The 19,390-nt window shown below is 70.5% G+C and carries 11 protein-coding genes, 1 pseudogene and 2 CRISPR repeat arrays; of the genes and pseudogenes, 9 read left to right on the top strand and 3 right to left on the bottom strand.

All coding sequences use genetic code 11. From position 1 onward, the window contains the following. Positions 1 to 300: 300 nt before the first annotated feature. The 6 genes from ACZ7LK_RS29435 (at position 301) to ACZ7LK_RS29410 (ending at position 7,760) form a co-directional block, all read left to right on the top strand. Positions 301 to 1,059, top strand: a complete 759-nt coding sequence (locus tag ACZ7LK_RS29435) for a GntR family transcriptional regulator (RefSeq protein WP_471144285.1) — start codon at positions 301 to 303, stop codon at positions 1,057 to 1,059. Further along, the gene (locus ACZ7LK_RS29430; protein WP_471144283.1) at positions 1,056 to 1,766 is read left to right on the top strand and encodes a P-loop nucleotide/nucleoside kinase family protein; all 711 of its coding nucleotides are present in this window, start codon (positions 1,056 to 1,058) and stop codon (positions 1,764 to 1,766) included. The genes ACZ7LK_RS29435 and ACZ7LK_RS29430 overlap by 4 nt, the downstream gene beginning before the upstream one ends. Positions 1,767 to 2,002: 236 nt before the next feature. Continuing rightward, entirely contained in the window at positions 2,003 to 3,235 is a 1,233-nt protein-coding gene (locus ACZ7LK_RS29425; RefSeq protein WP_471144281.1) for an XRE family transcriptional regulator, read from the top strand. Beyond that, a complete protein-coding gene (locus ACZ7LK_RS29420; protein WP_471144279.1) occupies positions 3,232 to 3,675 on the top strand; it encodes a GIY-YIG nuclease family protein in 444 nt (147 codons plus the stop codon). The genes ACZ7LK_RS29425 and ACZ7LK_RS29420 overlap by 4 nt, the downstream gene beginning before the upstream one ends. Positions 3,676 to 5,004: 1,329 nt before the next feature. Further along, on the top strand, positions 5,005 to 7,416 hold the full coding sequence (locus ACZ7LK_RS29415; RefSeq protein ID WP_471144277.1) for a hypothetical protein: 2,412 nt from the start codon (positions 5,005 to 5,007) through the stop codon (positions 7,414 to 7,416). Continuing rightward, positions 7,413 to 7,760, top strand: coding sequence for a DciA family protein (locus ACZ7LK_RS29410; RefSeq protein ID WP_471144276.1), 348 nt, complete (start codon positions 7,413 to 7,415; stop codon positions 7,758 to 7,760). The genes ACZ7LK_RS29415 and ACZ7LK_RS29410 overlap by 4 nt, the downstream gene beginning before the upstream one ends. Positions 7,761 to 8,623: 863 nt before the next feature. Next, positions 8,624 to 8,957: direct repeats of the CRISPR family, unit length 28 nt; unit sequence GGACGACCCCCGCGCATGCGGGGACGAC. Positions 8,958 to 9,116: 159 nt separating this feature from the next. Here the strand turns inward: ACZ7LK_RS29410 and ACZ7LK_RS29405 are convergent. The 3 genes and pseudogenes from ACZ7LK_RS29405 to ACZ7LK_RS29395 form a co-directional block, all read right to left on the bottom strand. Next, positions 9,117 to 9,452 carry a DUF4259 domain-containing protein gene (locus ACZ7LK_RS29405; protein ID WP_471144404.1) on the bottom strand — a complete coding sequence of 112 codons (336 nt, stop codon included), beginning with the start codon at positions 9,450 to 9,452 and terminating at the stop codon, positions 9,117 to 9,119. A gap of 23 nt (positions 9,453 to 9,475) precedes the next feature. After that, a pseudogene (locus ACZ7LK_RS29400) lies at positions 9,476 to 9,538 on the bottom strand (DUF4259 domain-containing protein); the annotation flags it as partial. A gap of 840 nt (positions 9,539 to 10,378) precedes the next feature. After that, positions 10,379 to 10,762, bottom strand: a complete 384-nt coding sequence (locus tag ACZ7LK_RS29395) for a hypothetical protein (protein WP_471144274.1) — start codon at positions 10,760 to 10,762, stop codon at positions 10,379 to 10,381. A gap of 1,318 nt (positions 10,763 to 12,080) precedes the next feature. After that, positions 12,081 to 13,147: a CRISPR direct-repeat array (repeat unit 28 nt; unit sequence GGACTACCCCCGCGGACGCGGGGACGAC). Between the two features lie 146 nt (positions 13,148 to 13,293). Between ACZ7LK_RS29395 and cas3 the strand changes: the two genes are divergently transcribed. From cas3 to casB, 3 genes are all read left to right on the top strand, one after another. Continuing rightward, on the top strand, positions 13,294 to 16,194 hold the full coding sequence (gene cas3, locus ACZ7LK_RS29390) for a CRISPR-associated helicase Cas3' (RefSeq protein ID WP_471144402.1): 2,901 nt from the start codon (positions 13,294 to 13,296) through the stop codon (positions 16,192 to 16,194). Positions 16,195 to 16,509: 315 nt separating this feature from the next. Continuing rightward, positions 16,510 to 18,192, top strand: coding sequence for a type I-E CRISPR-associated protein Cse1/CasA (gene casA / locus ACZ7LK_RS29385; RefSeq protein WP_471144273.1), 1,683 nt, complete (start codon positions 16,510 to 16,512; stop codon positions 18,190 to 18,192). Continuing rightward, positions 18,189 to 19,328, top strand: a complete 1,140-nt coding sequence (gene casB, locus ACZ7LK_RS29380) for a type I-E CRISPR-associated protein Cse2/CasB (protein WP_471144271.1) — start codon at positions 18,189 to 18,191, stop codon at positions 19,326 to 19,328. Before casA ends, casB begins: the two co-directional genes overlap by 4 nt. Positions 19,329 to 19,390: the final 62 nt, after the last annotated feature.

Raw genomic sequence — 19,390 nt, 5'->3', positions numbered from 1 at the left:
CTCCGCCCTCCAGGCCGCGCACAAGGCTGGCGTCCCGCAGGACAGACAGCGCACAGCGCTGCGACGTACACGCAGTCGTCGTGCCGTCAGGCTCCGGGGGAGTTCGATGGTGCTCTCGCGTCCCGGGCGAACCCGAGGACTACCCCGCCGCCCCGAAGGGCGGACGACTACTGCGGTGGTGCTCACTCGGTGCTCCCGGAGGATCACCGACGCCTACATGCATCAGGTTGCATCAGGTAACCTCATGTGTCAAGCGGTATAGTGAGGCACCCAGAGGAGAATCGAAGGAGGCGAAGGCACATGTCCGGGCCGCCCCGAGCCGACAATCGGCCGCCGTACGCGCGCATCGCGGGCCACTACCGCGACCTCATCAGCTCCGGGGCCCTCTCGCCGGGTGACCTCCTGCCCAGCATCAAGACGCTGGCGACGGAGTGGGAGGTCAGCACAGCCACTGCGGACCGAGCCATGCGGCTGCTGCGTGAAGAGAAGCTCGTACGAGGCATCCCGGGCGTCGGCACCGAGGTGATGGAACGCCCTGTGTCCCTGTCCTCGGGGGCGGAGCGCCACGACCGCAGCAGCAAGACGCAGTCGTCGTGGGGCGTCGGCGAGAAGTCGTCCGGCCACACCGCCGGCATAGTCGAGGCTCCTGAAGACGTCGCTCACGTCCTGGGCATTTCGCCTGGTGACGACGTGATTCGCCGCAGCCGTGTCTACCGGGACGGTCATGGCATCGTCTCCCACTCGACCTCATGGATCCCGGCCGAATTCGCCCAGGCTGTACCCGAGCTAGCCCGAAGCGAGCGACTCAAGGGCGGCCTCTCGTTGGACTTGATCGCTCGGGCCACGGGGCGGCGCGTCGTTAAGCGCGTGGATGAGGAGACGGCTCGGATCGCCACGGCGAACGACCTGGCGCTCCTGGAGCTGGAGGCCGACACCGTCGCGGCGATCCTCGTGCTGACCGCGTCCTTCTGGGACGCCGACGGCGAGCTGCTGGAATACGGGGTCGACCTGGGCGCCCCCGGCCGCACTCGTCGCACGACGTCGGAGGTGCAGGAGTGAGCACGCGAAGCGCCGTTGTCCTGGACGACACGCTCGTCTCCTGTCTCGAAGGCCGCCTTGGTCAGCTCCTGCGAGCCGAGCACACCGACACCCTCATGCTGGAAGGACGATTCGAGATCACGCGCATCTCTGCCGCTTTGTCCGGCCGCCCGGGGCCCGCGCCTCGCGCGATCCTCATGTCGGGTCTGCAGGGGTCTGGCAAAACGACCCTCGCCCGGGCCCTGGAAGAGGCAGGGTTCCGGCGCCTCTGCCCTGACGAGGAGATGTTCCGCCGCTACGGCCACTACGGCAGGGACTTTCCCCGCGGCCAGTTCAAGGTCAGGGAGGCCCCCGTACTCGCAGACATCGCCCTTGAGCTCCGGGAGCTGCTCCGGGCCGGGCACGACGTCGTACTCGACCATGGCCTCTGGACTCATGAAGAGCGGGCGCATTGGGCAGCGACGGCGATGGAGGCCGGCGGCGCACCGGTCCTGATCTACCTGCCGGTGCCGCACGAGGTGCGCTGGAACCGGATCAGGCTGCGCAACGAGCAGTCCCTGGTTGACGCCAACAGCATCGAGTTCAGCGAGGAAGACCTGCTTCGCCACGCGGGCCGCTTCTCTCCGCCCACCGACGAAGAGCCGCACATCGCGTACGACGGTCATCCGGAGCACGTCCTGGCGGAGCTCCGCCGTGCACGTCCTTCCTCGGATGGCGGCCCCCATTGACCTCTACCTCCCACGCGCAGCACCAGGCACTTGTTGACCATGACCGTGCTCGGGTCCTGCGGCCGCGGAAAGTGACAGCACGCGGTGACATTCGGAATGTCACCACTACTTGTCACCTCCGCGCGATCAAGGGGCCGTGCCATGCTCGGCCGCAGAAGGGCCGGCTTCCGCTCCGCGGGCTTCACCCTGTCGGGGCGCAGGATGCGCCGCTGAACCGTACGGGGAAGGGGACCGCGATGGTTGACGAGCGTCCTGACTGGGCTCGCCGGATGGTGGAGGAGCGCGCGGCTCGGGACTGGTCGCAGACCGACGCGGTGCGCGCGCTGATGGCCCGGCTCCCGGAGGACCAGGTCGTGAGCGAGCAGGACCTGCTCCGGCAGTGGAAGAGGTGGGAGGCCGGTGACGCGCAGCCCGTGAAGTACCGGTCGGCCATCGCTCAGACCTTCGGCACCACCACCGGCGCGTTCTTCCCTGAGCGTGGCCGCCGTGACGGGCGCGCTGAAATCTTGCAGGTCAGCGGGATGGACACCGTGGACATCATCGCGCGGCTACGTGCTTCGGACGTCGACACCGCGACGCTGGACGCGCTGCGGATCACGGCAGACCGGCTGTGCTGCGAGTATGCGTACATGCCCGCCGACCAGCTGCTCGTCGAAGGCAAGGCGTGGCTCGCCCGGGTCGTCGGCCTCCAGCACCAGCGGGTCAGCCTGGCGCAGCACCGCGAGATCGTCGCCCTCGCCGGGAAGCTGGCGCTCCTGGTGGGCTGCGTGGAGTACGACTCCGGGCGGCCGCGCGGCGCGGAGGCGACTCGGCAGGCCGCGCTGATGCTCGGTCAGGAGGCCGGCGAGCTGAGTGTGCAGGGCTGGGCGCACGAGATGCGCGCCTGGTTCTCCCTGACCCGGGGCGACTACCGCGGCGTCATCGCGGCCGCGGAAGCCGGCATCGCCGTGGCGCCGAACGAAAGCGTGGCGGCGCAGCTGTACGCGCAGCAGGCCAAGGCATGGGCGCGGCTGGGGGACCGGTCCCAGACCGAGGTGGCGCTGGACAAGGGGCGGCAGCTCTTGGAGCGCCTGCCGTACCCGGAGAACATCGAAGACCACTTCGTCGTCGACCCGGGAAAGTACGACTTCTACCGGATGGACGCGCTGCGCCGGGTGGGCGAGAACCGCCTTGCGGAGCAGCTGGCTAATCAGGTAATCCGGGCCGGGACCGACTTCGACGGTACGGAGCGCTCACCCATGCGGAACGCGGAGGCCCGGGTCACCCTCGGCGTCGTCGCGGCCCGCGAAGGCGACCTCGACACCGCCCTCGCGTACGGCGAGAAGGCGCTGGCCGGCGACCGAAAGTCTCTGCCGTCGCTCGCAATGGTGGCCGCCGACCTCGGCCAGGCCCTCCAATCCCACTACGCCCACGCCGGCGAGGCCCAGGCGTTCATCGCTCACCTCCGCGAACTGCGAGGTGGCCAGTGAACAAGGTTGAGCGCGTATATCTGATCGGCTCTCTCGGTTCGCCGCTCGTAAAGATCGGGTGGTCCGACAATCCGGAGCGTCGACTCCGTAATCTGCAGACAGGTTCTCCTGTACCTCTGCATCTGCTCGCGGTCTTCGAGGGCGGTGCCATTGTCGAAGCCGAACTTCACCGCCAGTTCGCCGATAAGCGCCGTCACGGCGAGTGGTTCGACCTCGGCCCGGACCCGGTGGCACTCGTAACCCCGTTTGTGAAGGCCGCGCAGGTGGAGGAAGACGAGCGCACGGGACGTCGGCAGCCGGTGCACGACTTGGATCCCAACTACGCCTCCCTGGAGGAGTGGTCTGTATGGATGCCGGATGTTCCTCCGAGGGTGTACGAGCGGGTGGAGCAGGAGTGCCCCACCTGGAAGGAAGCCGGGAGGTGTCTGTGCGACAGCTGACCTTCCCCTCCGGCACGTTCGGCGTCCCGGGCACGTCGGGGGTTACTCGAATTCGTCCGACATTTGTGTCCGGTTATGGGGCTAGGCTGTGGATCACTGGAAACGGCGAAAGCCCCAGGACCGTGCAGGGTCCCAGGGCTCTCGAACGGGGCGAAGCTCCGTTTGGGCGATACCTGATGGGAGGTGATCGCGGGATGAAGAGTACCCGCGTCTGTGGAACTGCACGCGTATCTGCGCTGTTTCACCCTTGCGATCACGCCCTCGGATCCGCTTTTGGGTATGCGCCGACTCCGCTCTCGGATTCGAGGGGGTCGGCCATGACCTAGCGGCCATCGGCCGCGCGCGCCAATAGGTGGAGTGCAATCCACGTGGCCCCGCGCGGCCCGTCTCGCCGACCATCAGGTCGGCCGCCCAGTCCCCGGTTGGCGCCGGTTCTGGGCTCCAGCTCATCGAGCTGGGACTTGATTCCTTCGCAAAACCCCGCCTTGGCAGGCGGGCACCCGGTCCGCTTTGGCAAGCGGGCCACCCCGGCTCTCCAGGAGCCCCTTTGGCAGGGGGCCTCTGTTGAGCCACCAGCGTCACCCCAGGTTCCGGCGGCTTTGGCAGGCCGTCGGGCTCGGGGCTCCGTCCGTACAGAGCGCTCGGCCGTGGTCGGGTCCCTTGGCAGGGGCCTGGTCGCGGTCGGGGCGATCCATATGAAGGTTGGTGTCCCGCCATAGTGCACGATCCGGTGTCCCCTTGTCAGCTCGACCGTGCCCGATTCACACCGGTTCGAGTCCTCCATGCTTCCCGCGTGACGGGATTCGCATGCCATGTTTGCCCTTTTCGCGGCATTAGTCACGAAGATTCCTCGGGGTGGAGGGTCACGCGCCCCCCGGTCCGGCGTCTTGTCCTCCTGACGGCGCCGGCCACGACGGCGGTGCGAGGCTCCGTCCCGCTGGGCGGGACGGGTCCCAAGATTGTTGCCCGCCTGGCGGGAGTCTCGGGGTCGATCGGGGCTCGGCGGACTTTGTCCACAGGGCTCCCGGTGCAGGGGCGTCGGGTGGATGAAGAATCGCGCGTTCTGCCTGCTCAAGGGGGTGTCCCCTTTGAGGTATGCACCGGCCCGATGACGAAGATGACCTCGCTCCTCGCGGTGCCCGCGGTGGGCCGATGAGCGCCGTGGCGGCGTCGGCCGCCGTGCTCCCGCGCCCTCGCACGGAGTCCGTCGGCGGGGCGTCGCGGCGTCGGCTGCAGTCGGTCCCGGCGCAGGCCGGACCAGTCCCGGAGCGGTCCGCGGGTCATCCGCTGTGGCTCGGTCGCGACGCTCGTGCGCGTCTTCGTGGTGCGGTGCACACCCTGCTCAATGCGGCGGGCTTGGAGGGTGCGTCGGACGCGGTGCGCCTGGCGATGCTGGTGCTGGCGTCGCGGACGCCGTCAGAAAGCGGCGTGGTGGAGATCCGCACCCCGGAGCTGGGCCGGTGGCTCGGGCTGTCGGCGTCGTACACGGCCTCCGCGGTGGTGCCGGGGCTGCGCCGCTCGGGCGTGGTGTCGGTGGAGACGGCGGAGGGCGAGTACGGCGAGGACGTCGGCCTGAAGTGCCGGGTGCTGCCGCTGTGCGCGGCTCATGGGGTGGTCGGGCACCCGCTGAACCTGGTGAAGAAGGAGTACGCCACCTTCTGGCGGCTGCTGGAGGCCGTGATGGGGCCGGGATGGACGCACCGGGACGGCTCGGTCACTCCGGCCGGGCTGATCGGTACGCGTACCGGTCGGGGTGCGGCGACGGACCGTCTGGCGCTGCTGCTGCTGGTGCTGGAGGCACGGGAGGACGGCCGCGTACGACAGTGCGGCGGCGCGGTGGACACCAAGCGCGGCCGTGCGGCGGCGACGGTGGCCCGGCTACTGGGCTGCAAGGCGTCGGCGGGGGAGAGGGTGCTGGAGCGCCTGGAGGACCGGGGGCTGGTGCGCCGGGTTCGTGTGCAGAAGGCGTCCGGGCTAGCGCACCGGTCCCGGCTGATGGTGCCGGCGGTCGCCGCCGCGCACGGCCGTACGGTTGCCGACAACGTCCAGGGGGACCGTACGGAGGATCTGGAGCCCGAGTTTTCAGACCCCGACGGTACGGCAGGGCCTAGTGAGGCCCTGGAGATGGAGACGGAAGCGCAGGTCAGCGGCCCGTCTGTGACGGCTGAGCCGGATGTTGCAGACCCCGATGTTGCGGCAGCCCTTCACACTGACCACCCTCACCTAGTTACTCCCGTAGTTGATCTCGCGCTGGCTGGTCGCTTTTCCGGCGAAGGCCGTGGGGGTCAGGGCCGTCGACCAAAGCGCGTGTGCGTGCGCGAGGACCAGGCCGTCGGGGGCGAGACCGCCGTTGCCGGGGCCGGGAGCTTGGTGGCTTGGGTCGGCCCGCTTCGCGGTGAAAAGCCGAAGGAGTTGGTCGACGAGCGGGAGCAGGCGGGCGGCGTCGCCGCTGGTGCTGGTGCCCGGCTGACGGTCGAGGGTGGTCGAACGACGCAGCAGCAGGGGCGGTCGGCGCTTCCGGCTGATCTTGACCTGCGGGTGGTTCTGACGCCGGTGGCGTGGCTGTGGCAGGGGTTGAACCGCTGGCAGCAGGATCGTGTCGTAAAGGCCACGAAGCTCGAGCTGGCGCAGCTGCGGAACGTGCTGGAGTGGCCGGCGCAGGCCCGCTCGGTGCTGGCTGCGCGGCTGACGTCCCGGCTTGAGGAGACCGGCGGCGAGGCCCGGATCACCCGCCCGTTCGGGTGGATCACCCGCCGCGGGCTGGTGCGCCGGCCGTCGTGCACGGACCGGCGGTGCGACGACGGCGTCCGGCTCGACACCGGCGCCGACTGCGACAACTGCGCCAACGTGGTCCACATCCGGAGGGCGTGGCGGGTCCGGATCGCGGCCGATGTCGACCAGGAGCTGCCCGGTCTGGGGACGGGCGCCCGGTATCGGGAGATCGAGGCCCGGATGCGCCGTCACGCCGAGGCGGAAGCCGTCGACTTCGTGGCCCGGCAGGCCGAGGCCCGGGAGCGGGAGGCCCAGCGTGCGGCGGCCCGTGCCGAGGCAGAGGCGCGGGCTGCGGTCGAGCGGGAGCGGGCAGCAGCTGAGGCGGCGGCCCGGCAGGCCGTGGCGTGCCAGGAGTGTGGCCGTGCGCGGTCGGCCGGGCTGTGCGAGGCGTGCGACCACCGGCGCCAGACCGAGGCCCTGATCGGTGAGGCCGGTCTCGTTGCCGCCGCCTGGTCGGCTGACCTGACCGACCCGTCCAGCGTCGCGGCCGTCACCGCCGAGGTCCGTACGGCCGTCGAGGGCGCCATCGCCGCCGAGTGGGAGCAGTTCCGGCAGATCACCGACCCGGCCGCCCTGGAGGCGGCTGGCCCCAACGCCGTCGAGGACGCCGCCGCGCACAACGCGTTCCTGACCGCCGAGAGCGCGGCCGCGGAGTACCGGCACGAGGCCCTGGTGATGCTCGGCCTCAGCCAGGAAGCCCAGGCCGAGGCCCGCAAGGCGTACACCACGGAAGTCGCCAAGCCCTGGCACCAGGCGCTGCCCGACAGCGACGACGCTCTGCGTGCCGCGACCGAGGCCGCCGCGCAGGCCCAGACCCGCACCGCCGAGCACCTCCTCGCCGTGCGGCTGAAGCAGCTGCGTATTCAGGCCCGCCCCGAGCCGGTCCGGCCCGCGCCGTGGTCGCAGCGTTTGCCCGAGCTCGCCGCCCGCCCGCTGAACACCGACGCCAGCGCGGCGGTGATCGCATGACGGAGCTGAGCGGTGTTGACCTCGCGCGCCAAGCCCTGATCGCCACCCGGGAAGCGGCGAAGAAGAACGGTGCCCAGAGGAAGAAGCAGAAGCGGCGCACCGGGACCGCCGTAGAGCGGGACGGTCGCGAGCCCCTCGGGCTCTGTGCAGCGATCAACCTGATGATGAACGAGCGCGGCATGGTCGCCCCGGCCGCCGGCGGCAGAGGCCTCGCACAGTGGGTGACCAGGCTGCCACCGGCGCTCGCCCCTTCCGCCGACACCGGCGCGAACGTCGCCGTGCTCGTCACCACCTGCCGCGCGTTCACGCAGGACGCCACGAGGGTGTCGGCCAGCCCCGGCTAATGGCGCCTCCCGCAAGCCGAAGCGGCGCACTGGCACGGTGCGCGGGGAGCAGACGGCGCCGTCGGTGAAGGGGACGCAGCTGATGTGGTCCACCCCGCGCGAGCGGGGACGACACGCGGTCCACTCAGCGCTCGGCGTCCCGCCCATGCGGGGACGACCCTCGTGTCGTTCGTCATGGGAGTGGCCTCGCACAGACTACCCCCGCGGGCGCGGGGACGACCGTATGCCAGGGCATGGCCCTTCGTGCGTGTTCGGACTACCCCCGCGCATGCGGGGACGACTCGGAGAATGTCCTCCCACACCTCCCGCGGGCCGGACTACCCCTGCGGACGCGGGGACGACGGGAAGTTGCGGGCGTGGTCCTCCACGGCATCCGGACTACCCCGCGGACGCGGGGACGACACGTACCCGACGCAGTTCCCGTTCGGGGTAGAGGGACTACCCCCGCAGGCGCGGGGACGACGGCCCACTGCGGCAGCTCCTCGGCCTCCGCCAGGGACTACCCCCGCGGGCGCGGGGACGCCATGGTGTCGCCGTCGATCCAGTCGAACGGGATGGGACGACCCCCGCGGGCGCGGGGACGACTCGGGACTGACGGCGGGGTAGGTGCGGCGCCGCGGACTACCCCCGCACGGCGGGGATGACCTGCGCGAGCAGCGTGGGGCTCACGGCCTGACCGGACTACCCCCGCACAGGCGGGGACGACGCTCACGCCTCCCGGCAGCAGACCGGGTACCTCGAACTACCCCCGCGGGCGCGGGGACGACGGGGTAAGAACCGCCTCCGGCTGGCGCAGATGGGGACTACCCTCGCAGGCGCGGGGACGATACTCCCGTCCCTCCCCCCGCTCTGTCTGGTGGCGGACGCCCCCCCCCCCGCATGCGGGGACGACAACCCACCGTCACCCGGAGCCACCATCCCCGGCGGACGACCCCCGCGCATGCGGGGACGACCCTCCGGCTCCGGACCAATCCACTCACCCTCATGGACGACCCCCGCGCATGCGGGGACGACGCCGCCAAGCGCCTGAAAGTGCCGGTCGCCGTGGGACGACCCCCGCGCATGCGGGGACGACGGACGCTGATGCGGCGGACACCTGGCCCGACGCGGACGACCCCCGCGCATGCGGGGACGACAGCGCCTCACGGACGCGCCGCACCGCATCAGCCGGACGACCCCCGCGCATGCGGGGACGACACTTCTTGACCTGCACCGATGCCAGCGGTGCGACCACTTTTCATTCGACAGAATCGGCAATGCAGCGGCAAGTCAACGACATGTCAGCAGCGGTACGGGTCCAATGTACGGATGGCATCGCTCACCTGCAGCGGATCTGGCACGACCTCCGTGAAGCGGTCACGACGAGCGATCAGTGGCTGTTTCGAGTGCTTGGAGGATCTGTCGCACTTCCTGGCGCCACTGGTCGGCGTCGGCGCTGTCCACCCAGCCGGTTGCCATCTCTGACCCGTGCTGGAGAACCCGGTCCAGTGCGACCTTCGCCGACGCGCGAAGCGAGGTCGGCAGGAGGGGCAGCGGTTTTCGGGGGCCGTCATCGGGGTCAGTCACGATAGGGCTGCATGGGAGGGTGCTGGCGACGAGAGCGCCGGCGGCAACGGCTTCGGCCCCGTCCCTGCCCTCGACGCGCTCTCCCGAGTCGATGACTCGCTGGAATGCCCGCTCCAACACGTCGATGACCTGCTGGTGGGTGAGTCCCTCAAGTTATCGACGAAGTCTGCGGCGAGATCGTTGTCGAACGGCCCGGTTCCCCAAGTTCCCATGCATGGCTCCTGATACGGCTGTCGCGGGACGAAGGCATGCTTCCAGGAGCCACTGACATCGGTCACAGGGCGAGGAGGGCTCGCTGCGGACGCCTACGGCAACATCGACGCCGAAACCCAGGGAGGACTGCCCAGCCACGTGCGGGAACGACGCGGCCTCCGCCTTGAACTCGGTGCCGCGCGCTGGACTACCCCCGCGAGCGCAGGGACGACGAAACCGGAGGATGCCTGCGCCAGCAGGCCGCCGGACTACCCCCGCGCGTCCGGGGACGACTTGACGGCGAGCGATGGGCCGGATGTCGTCTCGGGACTACCCCCGCGCGCGGGGCCGACGGCGAGAGGTGATCCTGCACAGCGCCCCCCGCACGTGCGGGGACAACTGTTCCAACATGCCGACTGCGGCGTGACGAGCGGACTACCCCAGCGGGCGCAGGGACGACAGCGGCGGCACGTTCCAAAAGACCGACGCCAAGGAGCTACCCCCGCAGGCCAGTCCGGTCGCCAGAACGGGGACCGGGCGGGATACCCCCGCGGGCGTGGGGACGACGAGCCCTGGAAGTTCACCCCGGAACAGCTCCGCGGACTACCCCCGCCCATGCGGGGAGGACTGGACGACGTACGACAGCATCGCCTGGCTGTCAGGGCTACCCCCGCGGGCGCGGGGACGACCTCGACTGTGGAAATCCCCTCTGATGTCCAGCGGGGCCTCGTTTCGTTCGGCACGGTCGGCGACCGGGCTTGCCGTCCAACTGCGCGGCCGCCGCCTTGTCGTCCTTCACCGCTCGGGCGCCGCTATCAGTCACCTCCGGCGACTGGCCTCGTCTCGTCCGAGGCACGAGGTCAGCGAGAGAGATCGCTGGTGCCGTAGGAGAGTTTGAGGCCGGATTGTAGTTCTTCGGGTGTCTTCGTCAGAGGGGCCTGGTCACCTACTTGTATCTGATACTGCAACGCACCTCCAGGCACGTTCGTAACATCAAAGGGCCACGTGCAGCTGTCGCCAATCACTTCACCGGCTGTCCCGTCTTGGAGCGTCCCCTGAGCGACCTGCCTTCCCGACAGGTCGAAGACCCGCACGGGAGCACCGCCGCGCAGGTCGGGGAAAGCATCCGTTCCAACACAGCCCTCGCCTTCTTGACCATGCACCCATGAGCCGAACACCGTGACCTGGCCCGCAGCAGTGAAGGCAGGGCCGTTCAAGGGTTTGACCTCCTCCCTCAAGGTCACCCACCACACCGCTCCTACGCCTGTTCCGCCGAGAATGATTCCGAGCTCCAGGCACGCAGCTGGGCCAGCGCCGTCTGCGCGGCTCGAACGTGGGAGCGGGTAGGTCTGAGGACTCTGCGAGCATGGTCCGATCATGGCAGCGTGGCCACAGGCACCACCGGGGAATCGGCAACGATCATTGATGAAGCCTCGTCTGCCGACACGTCGTTCAGTTGCGAGCTGTGACCGAGCTCCACTGGCTCCGCCGCCTGGAGGCCGCCAGCGTCCTCCCGCCGTGCTGCCCCTCCCGGCCGCGCGCCGTCGGGCGGCCGCCGGGGTCGCGCCGCCTTGGCACTGACCGTAGACCCGCTGCCGAGCCCGGTCGGGCGCCGCCGGTGTCCCGCCGTACAAGCGTCGTTTCCTCGCCGCCCCTCTTGGAATTGGGCACCATCGGCTTCCTGGCGCGCGGCTTCGGCCATGCGCCCGGTCGGTCTGGGGGACTGCCTGGTAGGCGAGGGGACGGCGGTTCCCCGACGGCCGAGCGGACTGGTTCGTGAACGGAACCAGTTCGGCTGCCGTTGGGCGGCCAGCTTCCCGGCGCCGCGCGACGCCGACGCCGAGAGCGCGGGAACGAAAGCGCCGCCCTGGCGGTTTACTCGACACGGCGGACTACCCCCGCACATGCGGGGACGACGAGCCGGGCGTGCCCGCGCTCGCGCCGGTCGCGGGACTACCCCCGCACATGCGGGGACGACACTTCTTGCCCTCCACTGATGGCGGCAGTGTGGCCGCTTCTCATTCGGCGGAATCGGCGGTCACAGCAGCAAGCCGACGACATGCCAATTTTGGTGCGGATCCCCTGTACGGCGCTGCGGTGGAGGACACCCCTCCGCCCACGCCTGCTGTCCCCGCGGGCGCGTACCCCCGCGGACGCGGGGACGACGCGCCGAGTATGGCCCTTCCGCCCGGAAGCGTCGGACTACCCCCGCGGACGCGCGGACGACAACTCACCAACGATGTCCGTCAGTCGACGCTTAGGACTACCCCGCGAACGCGGGGACGACTCGGCGTCGGTCGGGTTGCCGCCCTCGTCGGGCGGACTACCCCCGCGAGCGCGGGGACGACGCCAAGCTCCTGCGCGAGCTGGGCGACAACGTGGGACTACCCCCGGGAGCGCGGGAACGACCCGGCTCCACTGCTGCAGTTCGGCGAGCGTCTGGGACCACCTCCGCAGACGCGGGGACGACCGGATCTTGCGCCCAGCTCCGGGCTCGTCGCTCGGACTACCCCGCGGACGCGGGGACGACTCGGCGTCGGTCGGGTTGCCGCCCTCGTCGGGCGGACTACCCCCGCGAGCGCGGGGACGACGACGGCTGGCCGTCTCGATGTGCAGCAGGCTGAGGACTACCCCCGCGGACGCGGGGACGACCACAACGGCGGCGACTGGGACGCGGCAACCGGCGGACTACCCCCGCGGACGCGGGGACGACCTTCGGCCACAGGACCCACCCGGACGGCTTCGAGGACTACCCCCGCGGACGCGGGGACGACCGGATCTCGTCGATGTCTGTGGGGTCGCCGTGGGGACTACCCCCGCGGACGCGGGGACGACGCGGAGAAGCGCCGGCGGCGCGTCCCCCGCTGGGGACTACCCCCGCGGACGCGGGGACGACGAGGTGGCCGGCGTCGGCCAAGGCCGCCGCGTCGGACTACCCCCGCGGACGCGGGGACGACCCGATGGCGACCACCAGCGGGTTCCACAGCCGCGGACTACCCCCGCGGACGCGGGGACGACCAGCGCGCCCGGCCGACGGCAGTTGGACAGCCAGGACTACCCCCGCGGACGCGGGGACGACATAACGCCCGTGCGGAGGACCGGCAGGGTGTCCGGACTACCCCCGCGGACGCGGGGACGACAGGGTGTGGGAGGGGTCGAACGTGATGGGGTTCGGACTACCCCCGCGGACGCGGGGACGACGACGCCGCCCGCGATGGCGGACCGGCCGCACCCCGGACTACCCCCGCGGACGCGGGGACGACTCAAGCGCGGTCTCCGTGCCGTACGCGCCGGTCGGACTACCCCCGCGGACGCGGGGACGACGTTCGGCGAGCACATGCGATGGGGCGACATGGAGGACTACCCCCGCGGACGCGGGGACGACGTCGGGCTCACCAAGCTCACCGATGACATCTACGGACTACCCCCGCGGACGCGGGGACGACTGCCCGAAGAATGCCCTCGCGTACGCCTCCGAAGGACTACCCCCGCGGACGCGGGGACGACGTGCAGATCCGCGGCCGTCACCTCCCGCTGGTCGGACTACCCCCGCGGACGCGGGGACGACGTTCCTCTACCTCGACCTCCCCGCCGGCAAGGGGGACTACCCCCGCGGACGCGGGGACGACACTTCTTGACCTGCGGTGATGCTAGCGGTGGGCCCTGTTTTCGTTCGGCACGGTCGGTGGGCGAGGCATGGAGCAAGGGCCGTTGTCAGAGGGTGGGTTTATGGTGCGGTTCCCACTGTACGGAGGGGGCTGGGCCGGTGGAGCATATGCGGTCGGTTGTCGACCTGTTGCGGACGATGGGGTTGTCGGAGGAGGTCGTTGCCAGGGTCTCGCGGTTATGGGGGAAGTCCGCGGCTCGGAATGGGGGGCGGACCCACTTGCTGCTCGGCCACTTGCTGGATACCGCGGCTGTGGCCGAGGTGATGTGGGACCGGTACTTGTCGGCCGCGTTGCGCTCCCGGTTGGAGGAGGTCAGTGGTGGTCGCGGCCGTCTGTGGTTCATGTGGATCTGCGGGATTCATGACTGCGGGAAGGCGTGCCCTGCCTTCCAGGCGCTGGATGAGGCGGAAGCTGCGCCGGTCAGGGCGACAGGGCTGACGTGGGGGCGGCTGCCGGCGGACCGGCGGCAGCGGTGGCGTCATGACGTGGCGGGCGCGGCGCTGTTGCGGCCGAGGCTGGTCGCGGAGTGGGGGGAGGCGGAGAGCGCGGCGTGGGTGTGGCCGTTGGTGGCCGGTCACCACGGGACGTTTCCCTCGGTTCAAGGGCTGAAGCCGAGACACCGAGAGGTTCAGGGGCGTGGGGCCGCCTGGGATGAGGTGCAGAGGGCGGTCGTGGACGTGTTCACGCGAGCGGTCGGCTTCGACGACCTGGCCGACGTTCGGCCGGTGGGGGCGCTGAACAAGGCGGAGCAGATGGCTCTGTCCGGGCTGATCGTCATGGCGGACTGGATCGCAAGCGACAGCGAGCAGTTCGAGGGGGTCGCGGACGCGGCCGAGCTGTCGCTTGCGGGTGCTCGTCGGCGGGCTGGAGCGGCGTGGAAGCGGCTCGGGCTGCGGGGCGGGTGGAACGGTCTAGTGCCGCCTCGCGGTCGGCTTGAGCCGTTGACTGGGCGGCTGGGTGTCGTGCCGAGGGCCTCGCAGCGGGAGCTTGTCGAGTGGGCCTGGTCCATGCCGGCGCCGGGACTGTTGGTGGCTGAGGCGCCGATGGGGGAAGGTAAGACGAAAGCCGCGCTGGCGGCAGCGGAGGTGCTCGCTGCCCGGTTCGGTCTGGACGGGCTGTTCGTGGCCATGCCGACACAGGCGACGAGCGACCCGATGTACGAGCAGGTGCTGGCCTGGGTGCGCTCGTTCGATCCGGATCTGGAAGCACAGGTTGGACTGCTGCACGGCAAGCGTCGCTTCAACCCGACATGGCGGGCGATCTGGGAGAGCGAACGGGCGGGCTCGCCTGGCGCCGGCGGCGGCGACGAGCCGGGGGTGCTGGATCCGTTTGACGTCTATGGCGCCTTGGAGGAGGACGCGGAGTATGGCATGCCGCCTGCTGCCTCAGGCAGCGGCGGCCACCGGCGTGAGGAGGATGAGGGTCCGGCCCGGTGGTTCCTGGGCAACAAGCGAGGGCTGCTGACCGCGTTTGCTGTCGGCACCGTGGATCACCTGCTGTATGCCGCGACCCGCACACGGCACGTCATGCTGCGCTTCGCCGGTCTGGTCGGCAAGGTCGTGGTGGTGGACGAGGTCCACGCGGCGGACATTTACATGCGGCAGTTCCTCCTGGAGGCGCTGCGCTGGCTTGGCCAGGCCAGGGTCCCGGTGATTTTGCTGTCGGCGACGCTCCCGCCGGCGCAGCGTCAGGCGTGCGTGGATGCGTATCTGTCTGGTGCGCTGAGCGCCGCGGACACGGTCTGCCCGGTGCCTGAGCCAGCGGGCTATCCGTGTGTCACTGCTGCCTATGCCGACGCGGGAGCTCCGGTCGCGGTGAGTTCGGCTGCTGCGGTGCCTTCTTGGCGCGATTCGGTACGGACCCGGATCGGATGGCTGCCCGATGTCGGCCGGGACGGGGCGTTGATCGCTTCCACGGTGAACGAAGAGCTGGCGAGCGGCGGTGTGGCGCTGGTGGTGGTCAATCAGGTCGACCGCGCCCAAGCCGTCTACCGTGCGTTGCTGGCGAGCGGATTCACGGGGCGGATCCGGCTGCTGCATGGGCGATTGTGCTCGGCGCACCGGGCGGAGAGGACCAAGGAGTGCCTCCGCCTGCTGGGTCCGGGCGCCGGCAGGGAGCGGCCGGAGCGGATGGTGGTGGTTGCCACGCAGCTTGCGGAGCAGTCCTTCGACGTGGACGCGGATCTGCTCATCACGGATCTTGCTCCGGTGGACCTGCTGCTGCAGCGCATCGGGCGGCTCCACCGGCACGACGGGACGCGACGGCCCGCCGCGCTCGCTGCGCCGCGTGTTCTGGTGACGGGTGTAAGTGCTGGCGGGTCGGGCCCGCTGTTCCTTCCCGCGTCGGAGGCGATCTACGGCCGGTGGGTACTGCTGCGGGCAGCGTCCCTGGTGGCCGAGGCCGCTGGGCCGCTGGAGGGCGCCACGTCGGAAGACGCCGGGTGGAGCATTCCGGCCGATGTACCGGGACTGGTCGCCAGGGCCTATGGGGAGGCGCCGGTGTGCCCACCGGAGTGGGATGAGGCGGCTGCCTGGGAGGTGTGGCGGGCCAAGGAAGTGGAGCGGGAGAGCAAGGCGGCGGGCTTCTTGCTGACGCGCCCGCGCGAGTGGGGGGCACCGACCCTGGAAGGGCTGCACTACGCGGGTTCCCGGGCCGAATCCGAAGAGGACTTCGACGCCGTGGTGCGCGACGGCAAGCGGTCGGTGGAGGCCGTGATCGTCCGGCGCTCAGCCAGTGGCTACCGGGCGCTGGACGGGAGCTGGATCGGCGTGCACGGCGAGGTGGACGACGAGGCGGCGGTCGGCCGGCTGTTGAACGGCACCGTGCGGTTGCCCACCCGGCTCACAGAGGCTGCTGAGGCGGGGCTTGTCCCCCTGCCGGCCTGGGCCGGTCATCCGTGGCTGCGCTATGCCCGCGCCTTGGTGCTCGAGGAGGACGGGGCAGCTGTCGTGGGTAAGGACCGGGTCTCGTACGACGACGAGCTCGGGTTGGTCGTCGACCGCTGCTGAAAGGGCGCATGGAGCCGGGCCCGGATCCCGGTCCCCCGCGCTGCGGGGACGACGTGAAGCACTAGGCGGGAACACCCCCGAAACCAGGGAGGGGCGGCTCCACGCGCCGTCGGGCACGGTACAGGGTCGCCGCTCGCCCGGGCCGGGAATCGGCACAACCGATCGAACTGATGCGAACCGGCTGCAAGCACTAAGCCTTGTGTGTCAGCCTGAATGAGGGCTGCCGGCCCCAACTTCCCTCACGCCAGGGTTAGTTGGTGTGTCAGGGATGCTTCTCGAGAGGATGCATGTGTTCGATTCTGAGGGGGTGGCGGCATGGACGCCGACGGAGATCTCGTTCACGGAGATGTTCTGACCGCGGTCGACGTCACCGGTGCAGTCCATAGGTCCGGCCTGCTCAGTGTGCTGGTCGGCGCGCATACGGTCAGGCGGCTGGAGCTGCCGGTGTCGACGATGCTGCCGGCGTTGCTGCGCCAGCTGCTGTTACCGGTCGTGCTGGATGCCCTCGGTGTGCCGCGAAGCCGGCGGGAGTGGGCCCAGCGCTTTAAGCGTGGCCGGTTCTCGGACACGGAAGTGGAGCAGCTGACCGACTACCTCGAAAGCCGCTACCGAGACCGCTTCCGGCTCTTCGACGCCAAGCGCCCCTTCGCGCAGGTTGCCGGCCTGGAAGCCCTGAACGGGGAGACGAAATCGGCTGCGCAACTCGTCCCGTCGATCGCCTCGGGCAACAACGTTCCCCTGTTCAGCGTGTTCACCGAGGGCGACGAGCTGCTGCTGCCGCCCGATCAGGCGCTGCTGTGGTTGCTGCACGCCCATTGCTGGGACACCGCGGCCATCAAGACCGGCGCCGCAGGTGATGCGCAGGCGAAGAACGGCAAGACGGTGGGCAACCCGACAGGACCCCTTGGCCAGCTCGGTGTAATCGTGCCGGTCGGCGAGAATCTGTTCGAGACGCTGCTGCTGAACACGCCGGTCCTGCCCGATGGCCTTGACCCGGCGGACCGGCCTCAGTGGGCCTGGGACGAACGCCCGGCATCGCTCAGCTCGAAGGCGCCGACCGGCCCGGAGTGGTCGACCCGCCCGGCCGCCGGACTGCTGGACCTGCTCACCTTCCAGGCCCGCCGCATCCGGCTGATCCCCACCCAGAGCGGGGACCTGAGGGTGCACCGCGCGATCGTCTGCGCCGGCGACCGCCTCACCGCGACGTCGGAGCAGGACCCGCACACCGCCTGGTCCTACACGGCCAAACCGAAGGCGGGACAGCCGCAGCGGCGCCCCCGCCGCCACGTCTCGGGACGCTCGGCCTGGCAGGGCCTGAGCACCCTGCTCGCCCTGGACCTGCCCGTCGACGCAGACGGGCCATACACCTCACTCCTCCTACGGCAGATCGGTGACTTACGCGACGACGAGGCCCTGCCCGCCGGCTATCCGCTGGATGTGGAGCTCTGCGGGCTGGAATACGGCAACCAGTCCGCCGTCGTCGAGAACGCCATCGGCGACAACCTGCCCCTCCCGGTCGCCTCCCTCCTTGCTGAGAACGACTGGCTCGGCTCCGCGATCCTCGAATGCGTCAGGCAGGCGGACCAAGCAGGACGCGCGCTGGACAACCTCAACAACGACCTACGACGTGCCTCCGGCGGCGAGCCCCTGCCCCGGGACCGGGGCCAGCGCCCCTCCTCCCGGCTCCTGCACAGCCTGGATTCCACGATGCGCCGCCTGCTCACCGGGCTGCGCACCGTCGGCGAAGACGACGACAAGCTCGAGCGCGCTCAACTCGCCTGGGAGCAGTCGGTGCGCGCAGCAGCCGTCCGGGAGGCCGAGGCGCTCCTGGCCGCCGCGCCGCCGCGCGCCGTCATCGGGCGGGTGGAGAAGAACAACGGCAAGGAGATCGTCTACCGCAGCGGCAAGGCTGCCGGCATCTTCCACAAGAAGCTCACCGAGATCCTGCCCCTCGCCTACGAAGACGACGGTGCCGACAACGGGGAGGCGGCGGCATGAGCGCGGCCACGGGAAACCGGCGCAGCGCCCTGCGCGCCTATTTCTGGGAGGAGGCCGCCGCCGACTGGCGCATCCGGGCCCAGGAAGGCCGCCCGGGCTTCTCGGAGTACGTCACGCGCAAGCTGCGCGGACTGCGCGAGGGGATCGCCGCAGAACCCGGCGCCGCCCCCGCACTGCGGGATGTCCACCGTGTGCAGGTCACGGACGCCGCCCGGGATGCCGATCGGCTGCCCGACCTCTACACCGCCGAGCACGCCGCCCTGACCCTCTTCGGCCGGCACCAGCAAGCAGCCGCCGAACCCGCTCACCGCCCGCAGATCGGCCTGGGCCGGGCCTGCTGGGAACTCCGCCGGGCCGAAACGCTGTCGGACAGTGCGGTGGAGCGGCGGCTGATGGCGGCCGCCACCGCCCACGACCTTCCAGAACTGCTCCAGCACCTGTACCGGCTGGTCCCGCTGCTGGCACAGGCGGGGATCGGCCTGGACTACACCCGGCTGCTGTACGACCTCGAAGCCTGGGACCGCCCTGCCCGCGACGGGGTACTGAGAGCGTGGGGGCTGCAGTACACCGCACCCTCCATCGACGTCGACAACGATCCTGCCCCGTACTGGGCCACCTTCACCCCCAGCGGCGCGGAGGGCGGGGCGCAGCTCGCGGCCCTGCGCTCCGGCACCGGCCGTGGAGCCGGCACCGTTCCCGCAATGTGGCCCTACTACCGCACCCGCATGCCCGACGGGCTGCGCGGCAAGGGCGCCCTCACCAGGGACCTGGCCGCCGAGCACGTCGCCCTCTGCCTGTTCGGACGCCACCAGCAGGGCCACAGCCGCACGATGCACCATCCCGGCCACAGCCCGGGCACCGCCGCGCGCCTGCTGGCGGGGACAAGCAGCAGCGGCCAGGAGGCACTGGAGCGCCGGATCGGCGCCCTGCTTACCTCCGTCGACACCAGTGAACTGGCCATGCACCTCAAAGGCCTCGTCACTCTCTGCGCCCGCGCCGCGATCGGCCTCGACTACGACCTGCTGCGCACCGCTTTGCGAACTTGGGACGACCCCCGGCGGCCCCACGCCCAGGGCCGCTTCCGCGCCAGTTGGGACCGCGACTTCCGTGTCGAGCCCAAGCAGAAGCAGTCCTGACACTGAGCGCCGGCCGGGCACCCCCTGGCCGACGCTCTCCTCACCATTCCCTTCACCCGTGT

Source organism: Streptomyces sp. NPDC039423 (assembly GCF_055598725.1).
The sequence above is the reverse complement of the archived record's forward strand: the minus strand, read 5'-3'. Positions and strand labels throughout refer to the sequence as shown.